This is a genomic window from Citrobacter sp. wls619 (assembly GCF_005281345.1).
GTDB lineage: Bacteria > Pseudomonadota > Gammaproteobacteria > Enterobacterales > Enterobacteriaceae > Citrobacter.
In genome coordinates, this window is sequence record NZ_SZXJ01000026.1 from 1 (window position 1) to 14,114 (window position 14,114).

Here is a 14,114-nt window from a genome sequence, read left to right on the forward strand (position 1 = left end):
GACGGATGGGCTTTTTTGCGTCTGTGCGGAGTGAAAACCGCCGGATGCGGCATCCTGTCTTATCCGGCCTACAGCTGAATGTATTTTGTAGGCCTGATAAGCGCAGCGCATCAGGCAAGCAGGCAAGCAGGCAATACCACAGTTACTGTCTTACCCATTGCGTAACAAAATCAGTAAGTTGCTGTATATCGTTGATATCTAACAATGGAACATCCACCGCCAGCGGAACATCACTGGCAACCGCGATAACATATTCATCTATCGCCAATTCTTCAGGACTGTGCCCGCAACCTTCACGAAAAAGCAGGATCTTCGCGACAGGTTCATGCTTAAAGCCTTCAACAAGCACCATATCTAACGCCGAGGTATCCATCCGGCTAACCAGATAGGCCAGGTCCAGTTCGGGCTCTTCAGGTGTTTCAACCATTAACGCCCAACGCTGTTGGCTGGCAACCAGCGTTTGTGCTGCTCCGGCTTTACGTAGCTCATAGCTATCCTTGCCTGGCCTATCGACATCCATATCGTGGTGTGTATGCTTAATCAATCCGGGACGAATGCCTCTGGCGCACAGTTCCGGGATAAGTTTTTTGAGCAGCGTGGTTTTCCCCGTACCGCTCCAGGCCGCAATAGCGAGTAATGGGATCATGATTTAGCCTGCCATCTGGCGAGTTCTTCGGGCGTATTCACATTCACGAATGCATCTTTATGATCGCTAAAATCAACAGGATGTCCCCCAGCCTGGCGCATAAAGACCATCACACGTCGTTCTCCAGACTGCAGATAATCCTGTAGCAGGGGCTGCATTGATCTGTTCATCAGTGCAATTGTCGGGTGATCTCTTTCACCATCATGCACCCAGACAACAGGCGCTGATTTGCGTTGTTCTTTTAAACGGGCGACCAAATCGTGGGGGATATAGGGCATATCACAAGGGCAAAACAGAAACCAGTCCCCTTCTGCCTGTAGAAAAACCGACAGCATACCGGCCAATGGACCAGGATAATCGGCCAGGGCATCGGGGATGACTTTCAGGCCGCTTTGTTGATAAACATCCTGGTGACGATTAGCGTTAACCACCACAGTCTCGACCTGCAAAGCGAGGGCGTCAGCCACATATCGCCAAAGGGGTTTACCGTCCAGCTCAAGCAAACCTTTATCTGCTCCCCCCATTCGTCTGGCTTTACCGCCAGCCAGGACAACCCCTGTTATTGCACTATCCAGAATCACTGATATCGCCTCTTTTAATGTGGGATTGACCCTGCTAACGTATCTATATTGAGCGTAAGGAGCACAACCATGAAATGTAAACGTCTGAATGAAGTTATTGAACTCCTCCAGCCTGCCTGGCAAAAGGAACCCGATCTTAACCTGATGCAATTTTTACAGAAACTGGCGCAAGAGTCAGGTTTTGACGGCGAACTGGCGGATTTAACTGATGACATTCTGATCTATCACCTGAAAATGCGTGACTCAGCGAAAGACGCCGTGATCCCAGGCATTCAAAAAGATTATGAAGAAGATTTTAAAACGGCACTTCTACGCGCACGCGGCGTAATTAAAGAGTAAAACCTTGTAAGCGCCTCCACCGAAAGCGCTGTGAAATGATATCCTGAATCATTCGTAGTAATTTCTGGATGATGGGATGAACGACAACGCTTTTACTTTCCAGACGCTACACCCTGATACCATCATGGATGCCTTGTTTGAACAGGGCATCCGCGTGGATTCTGGTCTTACCCCGCTAAACAGCTATGAGAACCGTGTTTATCAATTCCAGGATGAAGATCGCCGACGTTTTGTCGTGAAGTTCTATCGTCCTGAGCGTTGGTCTGTCGATCAGATTCAGGAAGAGCATCAATTTGCCCTGGAACTGGTTAGTGATGACGTCCCGGTCGCTGCACCTCTGGTTCTGAATGGTCAAACGCTGTTGAGCCATCAGGGTTTTCACTATGCGATCTTCCAAAGCGTAGGTGGTCGTCAGTTTGAAGCCGACAATATCGATCAGATGGAGGCCGTGGGTCGCTACCTGGGCCGTCTTCATCAGACCGGGTGCAAGCAACCTTTTACCTTCCGCCCCACTATAGGCCTTGAAGAGTACCTGACTGAGCCACGTAAGCTTTTTGAACATGCATCGCTCATTCCGTCAGGACAAAAGGCGGCCTTCCTGAAGGCAACCGACGCACTGATTGCGGTAGTCACCGAGCGCTGGCATACGCGTTTTGCGTCGCTACGCCTGCACGGTGATTGCCATGCAGGTAATATTTTGTGGCGTGATGGTCCGATGTTTGTCGATCTGGATGATGCCCGAAATGGTCCTGCAATACAGGATTTATGGATGCTTCTTAATGGCGATAAAGCAGAGCAACGTATGCAGCTTGAAACTATTATTGAAGCTTATGAAGAGTTTAGTGAATTTGACACCGCTGAAATCGGACTGATAGAACCTTTACGCGCTATGCGTTTAGTTTATTATCTTGCCTGGTTGATTCGACGTTGGGCTGATCCCGCGTTCCCCAAAAATTTCCCTTGGTTAACCGGGGAAGATTACTGGCAGCGTCAGACCGCGACCTTTATTGAGCAGGCAAAAATTCTGCAAGAGCCCCCCTTACAATTAACGCCAATGTATTAATCGGAGAAACTTGAACATGAAAAAAATATGGCTGGCGCTGGCTGGTATGGTTTTAGCATTTAGCGCATCGGCAGCGCAGTTCCAGGATGGTAAGCAGTACATCACACTGGAAAAGCCTGTTGCGGGTGAACCGCAGGTGTTGGAGTTTTTCTCCTTCTACTGCCCACATTGCTACCAGTTTGAAGAAGTCCTTCACGTCTCTGATAACGTGAAGAAAAAACTGCCGGAAGGCACCAAAATGACTAAGTATCACGTCGAGTTTTTGGGGCCTTTAGGTAAAGATCTGACGCAGGCATGGGCTGTTGCTATGGCACTGGGCGTTGAAGATCAGGTGACTGTGCCGTTGTTTGAAGGGGTACAGAAAACGCAGACTGTTCAGTCTGTGGCTGATATCCGTAAGGTCTTCGTTGACGCAGGTATTAAAGGTGAAGACTATGATGCGGCATGGAATAGCTTCGTGGTGAAATCACTTGTTGCCCAGCAGGAAAAAGCGGCAGCTGACTTGCAGCTTCAGGGCGTGCCGGCGATGTTTGTTAATGGCAAATATCAGGTGAACCCGCAGGGTATGGATACCAGCAGCATGGATATCTTTGTACAGCAGTATGCTGATACCGTGAAATTCCTGGTAGGTCAGAAGTAAAAGAAAAAGCCGGTCACAGACCGGCTTTTTTATTTGAGGCTTTAATCGCATTTAATTGTGTATCTTTCTCGCTCCAGAGCATGTTCAGCCACTGCTGGAACCGACGTTTAAATCCCTTATCGTTAACGTAATCACCGTGCAATTCTTCGCTAATCGGCTCGAGATTCACTCGCACGACAATGCGTGTCAGCTTGCCGCTGAGCATATCGTAGAAAGGATGACGGCTATTTTCTGGATAACACAGCGTAACGTTCAGCAACTTATCGAACTGTGACCCCAGAACGTTTAGCGCCATTGCAATGCCTGCCGCCTTGGGCGGGAGCAGATTGCTGTACGGAGAACGGGTTTGCTGACGTTTCTCATCCGTAAAACGTGAGCCTTCGACAAAATTCACAATTGTTGTCGGATGTACGCGAAATTTCTCGCAGGAGCGGCGCGTTGTTTCCACATCTTTGCCGCGTCGTTCCGGATGACGAAGTAGATAGCCACGCGAATAGCGTTTCATAAACGGCATATCCAAAGCCCAGCAGGCCAGGCCAATAAAAGGGACCCAGGCCAACTGCTGCTTGAGGAAGTATTTATTCATTGGGATGTGTTTACGGAACAGAACGCAAAGCACAACAATGTCGGCCCAACTGTAATGATTACAAATGAGCAGGTACCAGTTTTTCTTGCTAAGACCTTCCAGCCCTTCGATATCCCACTTTAATCGTGGATTAAGGTGCAGCAGTAGAGCCAGACCTTCACACCAGCAATACATCATGAAATTACAGAAGACAGAAACCTTGCGCCAGACGACAGGAATGGGCAGAAGGAGTTTTACAACCCCTGCAAGGATGATCGGCACAGAACAAAAAATCGTGACCAATATGGTCAATACGATACTCAGCAACAGCGTTATCGCAGCGAGTATTCTCGTCATAATTAAATTATTCAAAAGGTTAGCCATAGATAGTGCGCTAAATGAGGCGCAAGGGGCTGATTTTATCAGAAAACGAACCAAATGATGGATCTTCGCTGAATAGAAAAAAAGGTAATATCTATCCACATCCAGATATAAGCTGAAAAAATGGAATAAAATGCTGTGCGCTAAATTAAGCTTATGAAAAATATATATAAATACAATGAAGCACTAATTGCCTTGCTATATTTAAAGAACTGAAAATTATTTATTCACAAAGTTATCCACAGCCGTGTCTGCGAGCAAAGCAGAAGAACTGCAAAAGTTTTTCGACAAATGCGGCGAAAAACTCATGTTTTTATCCTGTCTGTGGCATCCTTTACCCATAATCTGATAAACAGGCACGGACATTATGGTTCAGATCCCAGAAAACCCCCTTATCCTTGTAGATGGCTCCTCTTACCTTTATCGCGCATACCATGCGTTCCCGCCGCTGACTAACAGTGCAGGGGAGCCTACTGGCGCGATGTATGGCGTGCTCAACATGCTGCGTAGCTTGATTCTGCAATATCAGCCGACCCATGCTGCGGTGGTATTCGACGCTAAGGGTAAAACCTTCCGTGATGAGTTATTCGAACACTACAAGTCGCACCGCCCACCTATGCCGGACGATCTGCGAGCGCAGATTGAACCCCTGCATGCGATGGTAAAAGCGATGGGGTTGCCACTGTTGGCCGTATCAGGCGTGGAGGCGGACGATGTTATCGGTACGCTGGCGCGGGAAGCAGAAAAGGTGGGGCGTCCGGTGCTGATTAGCACTGGCGATAAAGATATGGCTCAGTTAGTGACGCCGAATATCACCCTGATCAACACCATGACCAATACGATCCTCGGCCCGGATGAAGTGGTGAATAAGTACGGCGTCCCGCCGGAACTGATCATCGATTTCCTGGCGCTGATGGGGGACTCCTCAGATAACATCCCTGGCGTTCCAGGCGTAGGTGAAAAAACCGCGCAGGCGCTGCTTCAGGGCCTGGGTGGGCTGGATACCCTCTATGCGGAATCAGACAAAATAGCAGGGCTGACCTTCCGTGGTGCCAAAACCATGGCAGGCAAACTCGAGCAGAATAAAGAAGTGGCGTATCTCTCGTATAAGCTGGCTACCATCAAAACGGATGTTGAGCTGGAATTAACCTGCGAGCAGCTGGAAGTGCGCCAACCAGCAGCAGAAGAACTGCTGGGCCTGTTTAAACAGTATGAATTCAAGCGTTGGGTTACTGACGTTGAAGCCGGTAAATGGCTACAGGCGAAAGGGACAAAACCGGCAGCTAAACCGCAGGAAACCATCGTCGTCGATGAAACGCCTGAGGAAGCTGCCACGGTTCTCTCGTACGATAACTATGTGACGATTCTGGACGAAGAAACGCTGGAAGCGTGGATTGCAAAGCTGAAGAAAGCCCCCGTATTCGCCTTTGATACAGAAACTGACAGCCTGGATAACATCTCCGCGAATCTGGTTGGTCTCTCCTTTGCCATTGAGCCAGGTGTGGCTGCGTATGTTCCTGTCGCCCATGATTACCTGGATGCCCCCGATCAGATTTCTCGTGAACGTGCGCTGGCGTTACTGAAGCCACTGTTGGAAGATGAAAAGGCGCATAAAGTTGGGCAAAACCTGAAGTACGATCGCGGTATCCTGGCAAATTACGGGATTGAACTGCGCGGCATTGTCTTTGATACCATGCTCGAATCCTACATTCTTAACAGCGTCGCAGGCCGACACGATATGGACAGCCTGTCAGATCGCTGGCTGAAACATAAAACGATCACCTTTGAAGAGATTGCCGGGAAAGGTAAAAACCAGCTGACCTTTAACCAGATAGCACTGGAAGAAGCCGGGCGTTATGCCGCAGAGGATGCCGATGTTACGCTTCAGTTGCATCTGAAGATGTGGCCAGAACTGCAGAAGCACAAAGGGCCGCTAAACGTCTTCGAAAATATAGATATGCCGTTGGTCCCGGTTCTGTCCCGCGTTGAGCGCAACGGTGTGAAAATCGATCCTGCTGTATTGCACAAACACTCAGAAGAGCTGACGTTGCGTTTGCATGCGCTGGAGCAAAAAGCGCACGAGATTGCCGGAGAAGCGTTTAACCTCTCTTCAACCAAGCAGCTGCAAACGATTCTGTTTGAAAAGCAGGGTATCAAGCCGCTGAAGAAAACACCGGGTGGTGCGCCGTCAACGTCGGAAGAGGTGCTGGAAGAGTTAGCGCTGGATTATCCGTTGCCGAAAGTTATCCTGGAATATCGTGGGTTAGCAAAACTGAAGTCGACCTACACGGATAAGCTTCCGTTGATGATCAACCCAAAAACCGGGCGTGTGCATACCTCATATCACCAGGCTGTCACGGCGACCGGACGTTTGTCTTCAACCGATCCTAACCTGCAAAACATCCCGGTACGTAACGATGAAGGTCGTCGTATTCGCCAGGCATTTATCGCGCCAGAAGACTACGTGATTGTCTCTGCGGACTACTCGCAGATCGAGCTGCGTATTATGGCGCATCTCTCGCGTGATAACGGCCTGCTTACCGCGTTTGCCGAAGGAAAAGATATTCACCGTGCAACGGCGGCAGAAGTTTTTGGTTTACCGCTCGATTCAGTGACCAGCGAACAGCGTCGTAGCGCAAAAGCTATTAACTTTGGTCTGATCTATGGCATGAGTGCTTTCGGTCTTGCTCGTCAGCTGAATATTCCGCGTAAAGAAGCACAGAAGTACATGGATCTCTACTTCGAGCGCTACCCTGGCGTGCTGGAATATATGGAACGGACGCGTGCACAGGCAAAAGAGCAAGGTTACGTTGAAACGCTGGAAGGGCGTCGCCTCTATTTACCGGATATTAAATCCAGTAATGGCGCTCGCCGTGCCGGTGCAGAACGTGCTGCAATTAACGCTCCGATGCAGGGTACTGCCGCAGATATTATTAAGCGGGCCATGATTGCCGTGGATGGGTGGCTGCAAACAGAACAGCCGCGCGTGCGCATGATCATGCAAGTACACGATGAACTGGTGTTTGAAGTGCACAAAGATGACCTGGAAAGCGTGTCGAAAAAGATCCATCAGCTGATGGAAAACGAGACGCAAATTGATGTGCCATTGCTGGTGGAAGTCGGTAGCGGTGAGAACTGGGATCAGGCGCACTAAGGGTTTACTGAATAACGTGCTTTTTTCGTAACTAAGCAACATAAGATAGAACTTTTTGTGATGTCCATTAGAAATCCCTATGGTGGGAATGAAAAAAAATTACAAAAAGTGCTTTCTGAGCTGCTCAAAAAAGAGTAAAGTTATTCACGTAGGGTACAGAGGTAAGATGTTCTATCTTTCAGACCTTTTACTTCACGTAATCGGATTTGGCTGAATATTTTAGCCGCCCCAGTCAGTAATGACTGGGGCGTTTTTTATTTTGCGAAAGAAAAGTTTTGCACATGCTCGTAGGCCGGATAAGACGCGCAGCGGCGCCATCCGGCATATCCGTGGATTATTCCCCGTCCTGCATCTCTTCAACCGGTGCCAGCTCACTAAACCAGCTATCCAACTTCTGACGCAGTTTGTCCACGCCCAGCTTCTTCAGTGATGAAAATGCTTCAACCTGCACATCGCCATTAAACGCCAGCACCGCTTCACGCACCATGTTCAGCTGTGCTTTCCGGGCACCACTGGCCAGCTTATCTGCTTTAGTCAGTAGAACCAGAACCTGAACGTTGCTCTCAACAGCCCACAGGATCATCTGCTGGTCGAGATCTTTTAGCGGGTGGCGAATATCCATTAATACCACCAGACCCTGCAGGCTCTGGCGTTTTTCCAGGTATTCAGCCAGTGCGCGCTGCCATTTACGCTTCATCTCTTCCGGGACTTCGGCATAACCATAACCTGGCAGGTCGACCAGACGTTTACCGTCCACAACTTCAAACAGGTTGATGAGCTGAGTACGGCCTGGTGTTTTAGAGGTACGCGCCAGACTCTTTTGATTGGTCAGGGTATTTAGTGCGCTGGATTTGCCTGCGTTGGAACGGCCAGCAAAAGCCACTTCGATTCCCGTATCGGAAGGTAAATGGCGAATATCAGGCGCACTCATCACAAAATGCGTCTGTTGATAATTCAAGTTAGTCAACGTGGTCGTCTCCATCAATCAAGGCTTTGCAGCGATTATACCTGAACACCAGCAAAAGGCTGGTTTTTCGACGCATGGGCTGTGTAAGTAAAAACCTCGTGCTTTGTGAGACATTGCCGATAGTATCTATGCGAGATGACAGAGCAAAAAACAACATAATATATATAAATCATATAATTATGTTTTATTGGCGTTCTGATTAATGGAAACTGTTACCTGGCTTACTTGTGCGTTTACCTTAAAAAGGTAAAGTAGTGTCCATAGCGAGGAAGCTGACAGGATAAACGACTCAGGATGAGGGTCAGGAGCGCCAGGAGGCGAAGACGACACAGGATTGTCAGGAAGACAAACGTCCGGAGACGTTAGTAAAAGGAAATGGAAACAACACGGAATGTTGCAGGCTAAGGGAAAAACAGGGTGTGTTGATAGCCGACAGGGATTGTAGAGCCCGTTGAGGGTTGAGAGTCAGGAAAAAAGGCGACAGATTACTCTGTCGCCTTTTTTCTTTATTTCTGCTAGATTCCGGCGCAAATATATACTGAATAAAAACAGCCAAAGACGAATCATGATGAAACCAACTTCTACACCACGCGGTAAAGGTCCTGCAAAAGCGCGTCGTAAAACACGCGAAGAAATTAACCAGGAAGCTCGCGACCGTAAGCGCCAGAAAAAACACCGTGGTCATGCGGCAGGTAGCCGTGCGTCCGGTAGTGATGGCGCATCAGGTGGCGGAAACCAAAACAAGCAAAAAGATCCTCGTATTGGCAGTAAAACCCCCATTCCATTGGGTGTGACCGAAAAAGTCACCAAACAGCACAAACCGAAAAGTGAGAAACCTATGCTTTCACCACAGGCTGAGTTGGATTTACTGGAAACGGATGAGCGCCTGGATGCGCTGCTGGAACGTCTTGAAGCCGGAGAAAACCTGAGCGCAGAAGATCAGGCCTGGGTAGATGCCAAACTGGATCGCATCGACGAGCTGATGCAAAAGCTGGGTCTCTCTTACGAGGATGACGAAGAAGAGGATGAGGAAGAAAAGCAGGAAGATATGATGCGCCTGCTGAAAGGCGGCAACTAACGGTTTTACACCGTGGGTCTTCCCGTCCTGCTTATAACCCTTCCGGTTATATGTTATCTGGTGTGGTTATTCGTTAAACTACAGCGGTTGTCGCGGCGACAGAAGTGGCTGCGCAACCGGCTTATCACCCGCACTGGGGTTAAGCCGGTACGCCGTACCCGCCAGAGACGCCATCGGAAGGAGTGAGCATGTCTGAACAGCTAATAGACTGGGACCTGGCCCTGATCCAGAAATATAACTATTCCGGGCCACGATATACCTCGTACCCGACCGCGCTGGAGTTTTCTGAAGACTACGGCACTGAAGCATTTCTAAAGGCTGTGGCGCGTTATCCTGAGCGTCCGCTCTCGCTGTACGTTCATATCCCGTTCTGCCATAAACTGTGTTACTTCTGTGGCTGCAACAAGATTGTGACCCGTCAGCAGCATAAAGCCGATCAATACCTCGATGCCCTGGAACAAGAAATCATTCATCGCGCTCCGCTGTTCGCCGGACGCCATGTCAGCCAGTTGCACTGGGGTGGCGGCACGCCAACGTATCTGAATAAAGCGCAAATCAGCCGTTTAATGTCGTTGCTGCGTGGCAACTTTAACTTCAACGACGATGCCGAAATCTCGATCGAAGTGGATCCGCGTGAAATTGAGCTGGATGTGCTCGATCATTTACGTGCTGAAGGTTTTAACCGCCTGAGCATGGGGGTACAGGACTTCAACAAAGACGTTCAGCGCCTGGTGAACCGTGAGCAGGACGAGGAATTTATCTTTGCGCTACTTAACCATGCGCGTGAGATCGGTTTTACCTCGACGAATATCGACCTTATTTATGGCCTGCCAAAACAGACGCCGGAAAGTTTTGCCTTTACCCTGAAACGCGTGGCTGAGTTGAATCCAGACCGTCTTAGCGTCTTTAACTACGCGCACCTGCCAACGCTTTTCGCAGCCCAGCGCAAGATCAAAGATGCTGACCTGCCCAGCGCACAGCAAAAGCTGGATATCCTGCAGGAAACCATCTCTTCACTAACCGAAACCGGCTATCAGTTCATTGGCATGGATCACTTCGCTCGTCCGGACGACGAGCTGGCCATTGCCCAGCGCGAAGGTGTTCTGCATCGGAATTTCCAGGGCTATACCACCCAGGGCGATACCGACTTGCTGGGGATGGGCGTATCCGCCATCAGTATGATTGGCGACAACTACGCGCAGAACCAAAAAGAGCTGAAGCACTATTATCAGCAGGTTGATGAACAAGGGAATGCACTGTGGCGCGGTATTGCGCTGACCCGCGATGACTGTATTCGTCGGGATGTGATTAAGCTGCTGATCTGCAACTTCCGCCTCGACTACGCCGCTGTGGAACAGCAATGGGATTTGAACTTTGCGGATTATTTTGCTGAAGACCTGAAGCTGTTGGCGCCACTGGCGAAAGATGGGCTGGTGGATGTGAATGAGAAGGGAATTCAGGTTACGCCGAAGGGTCGCCTGTTGATCCGTAATATTTGCATGTGCTTTGATGCTTATCTACGCCAGAAAGCGCGGATGCAGCAGTTCTCTCGGGTGATTTAATGACGTTGCCCGGTGGCGCTTTGCTTACCGGGCCTACACGTCGCGATAACCTGTAGGCCGGATAAGCGTTCGCACCATCCGGTGCGCCTTCAGCTGAACAGCCCAACCAGCGCCGCACACAGCACTGCGGCAACCGCGGTTTGTGGCGTGTGGCTGTCGACCGAGCCGCTCGATAGCAGATTAATGATTGATTCCAGCATGATGACTTCCCCCCGTTTGCCGGGCACGATCATACTTAACTCATCGGAACAGTAAAGCGCAAAATAGCAGCAATTTGCGCTCAATGATCAATCTTTACACAGTGACGATTTGTCACTCCATTCCGAGTTCTTTTAACTTGCGCGTCAAGGTATTACGCCCCCAGCCGAGCAAGCGTGCCGCTTCCTGTTTATGTCCCTGGGTATGGCGCAGCGCGGTGGTTAACAGCGTACGCTCCAATTCTGGTTGCGCCTCAGAAAGCAGGTTTTGATGACCGGAACGTAATGCCCTATCCGCCCACTGTGCCAACAGGGTTGCCCAACTGTCTGGTTGCATATGTGACGGTGTGTCAGGCACGGTGGTTTCAAACAGCTCGGTTGGTAAGTCCTGAATCAGTACTTCCTGTCCGGCGGCCATGACGGTTAACCAGCGACAGGTGTTTTCAAGCTGACGAACGTTACCCGGCCAGGCCAGACGGGTGAGTGCCGCTTCGGTTTCAGGGTGGAGTTGCTTGGCTTCCACACCCAACTCGCGGGCGGCTTCCTGCAGGAAATGACGTGCCAGGCGGGGGATATCTTCCCGACGCTCACGCAACGGGGGCAAATGGACGCGAATTACGTTCAGACGGTGGAATAAATCCTCACGGAATTTGCCTTCCTGCACGCGCAGTTCCAGGTTTTGGTGGGTGGCTGCGATAATGCGCACATCCACTTTCACCGGTGCGTAACCACCCACGCGGTAAAACTGTCCATCGGCTAATACGCGCAATAAACGCGTCTGCACGTCCAGCGGCATATCGCCAATTTCATCAAGGAAGAGGGTGCCGCCATCAGCCTGTTCGAAACGCCCCTGACGAATGGTATTCGCCCCGGTAAACGCCCCTTTTTCGTGGCCAAATAGCTCAGACTCGATCAAATCTTTCGGAATCGCCGCCATGTTAAGCGCGATAAACGGTGCTTTGACGCGCGGGCTGTGGCGGTGCAGGGCGTGGGCGACCAGCTCTTTACCCGTCCCGGACTCTCCGTTGATCAATACGCTGATTGAAGACCGGGACAGGCGACCAATAATGCGGAACACATCCTGCATTGCGGGCGCTTCGCCGATGATATCGGTGGTCGGGCCGTTGATCTGAATATTACGCGGCTGCTGCTGTTCCTGATAATGACTGATGGCGCGCTCGACCAGCGCTACCGCCTCGTCAATATCAAAAGGTTTGGGCAGATAGTCGAACGCCCCTTGCTGGTAAGCGCTGACGGCGGCATCCAGATCGGAATGGGCGGTCATTATGATGACCGGAAGCATCGGGTGACGCTGCTTAATCTGTTTTAACAGCGTCAGACCGTCCATACCCGGCATGCGGATATCCGACAACAGCACATCCGGCGTTTTGCTGGCCAGCGCGTCCAGCACCTCTTTACCACTTTCAAATGTGGTACAGCTTAGTCCTGCCCCTGCGAGCGCACGTTCAAGCACCCAACGGATGGAACTATCGTCATCAACTACCCAGACTATTCCTCGTTGCATAAACGTCACCTTTATTTCCTGATAGGCAGATAAACCGAGAACTCGGTATGACCCGGCCAGCTGGTAAATTCAATTTTGCCGGAATGTTGATCGATCAAATTACGGGCGATAGATAATCCAAGTCCGGTACCGCCTTCGCGACCGCTGACCATTGGGTAGAACAGCGTATCCTGCAAATGCGAGGGAATGCCCGGACCGTTGTCCTCGACATCAATACGTGCCGCCAGACGGTAGCGCATACCGTGTAGCGTGAGCTGAAACGCGGTGCGGGTGCGCAGAATAATTTCTCCGCCTTCCGGTCCCAGCGCCTGTAGAGCATTACGCACGATATTCAGCAGAACTTGTTCTATCTGATCCGGATCGTGCAGCAGTTCTGGCAGGCTAGGGTCGTAATCACGAATCAGCGTGACGTTTTCGGGGAGCTCCATCGACACCAGCGCCACCACGCGCTCTGCCACTTTATGAATGCTTTCCGTGACGTGCATACCCGGCTGTTGCGGCCCCAACAGGCGATCAACCAGATTACGCAGGCGGTCAGCCTGCTCAATAATGACTTTGGTATATTCCGTCAGCGCCGGGTCCGGAAGCGCTTTACTGAGAAGCTGCGCCGCTCCGCGCAGGCCGCCCAACGGATTTTTAATTTCGTGTGCCAGACCACGCACCAGATCGCGCGCGGCGATTTGCTGGGCATGCTGCAGTTGTTCCTGACTCAGACGACGCTGGTTATCCATTGGCGCCATCTCCAGCAGGATAAGGCCATCAGGCAGCCTCTGCGCGGTCACAGAGAGGATATGTGAGTGGCTGTCTATCACCAGCGTCACTTCGTTATCCGTGAAGCCCTGACCCGCTTCCAGGCTCTCTCGCATCAGTCCGATGTTCAGGGAGAAATAACTCAACAGATCGGGAAGCGGTGTGCCAAACAATTTGCGGGAACTTTGCGCGAGCAGCTGTTGCGCCGCCGGGTTGGCGTAATGTACCGCCAGCTCATCGTCGACGAGTAAGATGCTGTTGATTAAAGAATTGAGGATCTGCCCAGCATCGGGCAGCGTGCCGGTTGCCATTCAGCAGTCTCCTGAAAAGTGTTGCACCAATTTAGTGCATTATAGCTTTTTACATCAAAAAAGCGCGAAAAAGCAGGTTGTTAGTGGAGAAAAAAGCCCATCCTGGGATGGGCTACAGATGACTGGCAAACATAGATGCCGGATGGCGGCTTTGCCTTATCCGGCCTACAAGGTAATGCTACCCTCCAGGCCTGATAAATTTGCGCCATCAGGCGTCCTATCATTCACCATCGATCTCAAGCCTGCCTGAGCAGGCTAAAAGTTCCACGGCAACTCAAAAACTCCTGACGTCTTTCGCGCCGCTGCTGCGTTGGCTACCTTCGCTCACCCCAGTCACATAGCTACCTATGCTCCT

General features: G+C 50.7%; 13 protein-coding genes and 1 pseudogene. 7 read left to right on the forward strand and 7 right to left on the reverse strand.

The features are described 5' to 3' along the window. Window positions 1–142 precede the first annotated feature (142 nt). Together mobB and mobA are read right to left on the reverse strand one after the other, a co-directional pair. Window positions 143–646 carry a molybdopterin-guanine dinucleotide biosynthesis protein MobB gene (gene mobB, locus FDX19_RS01960; RefSeq protein WP_137381402.1) on the reverse strand — a complete coding sequence of 168 codons (504 nt, stop codon included), beginning with the start codon at window positions 644–646 and terminating at the stop codon, window positions 143–145. Beyond that, window positions 643–1,227: a molybdenum cofactor guanylyltransferase MobA gene (mobA, locus tag FDX19_RS01965; RefSeq protein ID WP_137381403.1), complete on the reverse strand. Its 585-nt coding sequence runs from the start codon at window positions 1,225–1,227 to the stop codon at window positions 643–645. The genes mobB and mobA overlap by 4 nt, the downstream gene beginning before the upstream one ends. Before the next feature lie 69 nt (window positions 1,228–1,296). On the opposite strand from mobA, the gene FDX19_RS01970 reads away from it, so the two are divergent. From FDX19_RS01970 to dsbA, 3 genes are all read left to right on the forward strand, one after another. After that, window positions 1,297–1,566 (forward strand): YihD family protein, encoded by a 270-nt coding sequence (locus tag FDX19_RS01970; protein WP_003028616.1) that lies wholly within the window; start codon window positions 1,297–1,299, stop codon window positions 1,564–1,566. A gap of 76 nt (window positions 1,567–1,642) precedes the next feature. Further along, window positions 1,643–2,629 (forward strand): serine/threonine protein kinase, encoded by a 987-nt coding sequence (locus tag FDX19_RS01975; protein WP_137381404.1) that lies wholly within the window; start codon window positions 1,643–1,645, stop codon window positions 2,627–2,629. Between the two features lie 16 nt (window positions 2,630–2,645). Next, complete coding sequence (dsbA, locus tag FDX19_RS01980) at window positions 2,646–3,269, forward strand: thiol:disulfide interchange protein DsbA (protein ID WP_137381405.1); 624 nt, start codon at window positions 2,646–2,648, stop codon at window positions 3,267–3,269. Between the two features lie 13 nt (window positions 3,270–3,282). Here the strand turns inward: dsbA and FDX19_RS01985 are convergent, their stop codons facing one another. Further along, complete coding sequence (locus FDX19_RS01985) at window positions 3,283–4,218, reverse strand: acyltransferase (protein ID WP_137381406.1); 936 nt, start codon at window positions 4,216–4,218, stop codon at window positions 3,283–3,285. 364 nt (window positions 4,219–4,582) lie between these two features. Between FDX19_RS01985 and polA the strand changes: the two genes are divergently transcribed. Further along, window positions 4,583–7,369 (forward strand): DNA polymerase I, encoded by a 2,787-nt coding sequence (gene polA / locus FDX19_RS01990; RefSeq protein WP_137381407.1) that lies wholly within the window; start codon window positions 4,583–4,585, stop codon window positions 7,367–7,369. 334 nt (window positions 7,370–7,703) lie between these two features. Here the strand turns inward: polA and yihA are convergent, their stop codons facing one another. Beyond that, entirely contained in the window at window positions 7,704–8,336 is a 633-nt protein-coding gene (yihA, locus tag FDX19_RS01995) for a ribosome biogenesis GTP-binding protein YihA/YsxC (RefSeq protein ID WP_103771976.1), read from the reverse strand. Between the two features lie 254 nt (window positions 8,337–8,590). Here yihA and FDX19_RS02000 point away from each other — a divergent pair. The 3 genes and pseudogenes from FDX19_RS02000 (at window position 8,591) to hemN (ending at window position 10,976) form a co-directional block, all read left to right on the forward strand. After that, a pseudogene (locus FDX19_RS02000) lies at window positions 8,591–8,791 on the forward strand (hypothetical protein). A 113-nt stretch (window positions 8,792–8,904) separates the two neighbouring features. After that, window positions 8,905–9,414: a Der GTPase-activating protein YihI gene (gene yihI / locus FDX19_RS02005; protein ID WP_249357511.1), complete on the forward strand. Its 510-nt coding sequence runs from the start codon at window positions 8,905–8,907 to the stop codon at window positions 9,412–9,414. A gap of 188 nt (window positions 9,415–9,602) precedes the next feature. After that, the gene (hemN, locus tag FDX19_RS02010; RefSeq protein ID WP_137381409.1) at window positions 9,603–10,976 is read left to right on the forward strand and encodes an oxygen-independent coproporphyrinogen III oxidase; all 1,374 of its coding nucleotides are present in this window, start codon (window positions 9,603–9,605) and stop codon (window positions 10,974–10,976) included. 89 nt (window positions 10,977–11,065) lie between these two features. Here hemN and FDX19_RS02015 read toward each other — a convergent pair whose 3' ends face one another. The 3 genes from FDX19_RS02015 to glnL form a co-directional block, all read right to left on the reverse strand. Next, on the reverse strand, window positions 11,066–11,176 hold the full coding sequence (locus tag FDX19_RS02015) for a YshB family small membrane protein (protein ID WP_086523820.1): 111 nt from the start codon (window positions 11,174–11,176) through the stop codon (window positions 11,066–11,068). 112 nt (window positions 11,177–11,288) lie between these two features. Beyond that, window positions 11,289–12,698: a nitrogen regulation protein NR(I) gene (glnG, locus tag FDX19_RS02020; protein ID WP_137381410.1), complete on the reverse strand. Its 1,410-nt coding sequence runs from the start codon at window positions 12,696–12,698 to the stop codon at window positions 11,289–11,291. A gap of 11 nt (window positions 12,699–12,709) precedes the next feature. Next, a complete protein-coding gene (gene glnL, locus FDX19_RS02025) occupies window positions 12,710–13,759 on the reverse strand; it encodes a nitrogen regulation protein NR(II) (protein ID WP_016155163.1) in 1,050 nt (349 codons plus the stop codon). Between the last annotated feature and the right edge of the window lie 355 nt (window positions 13,760–14,114).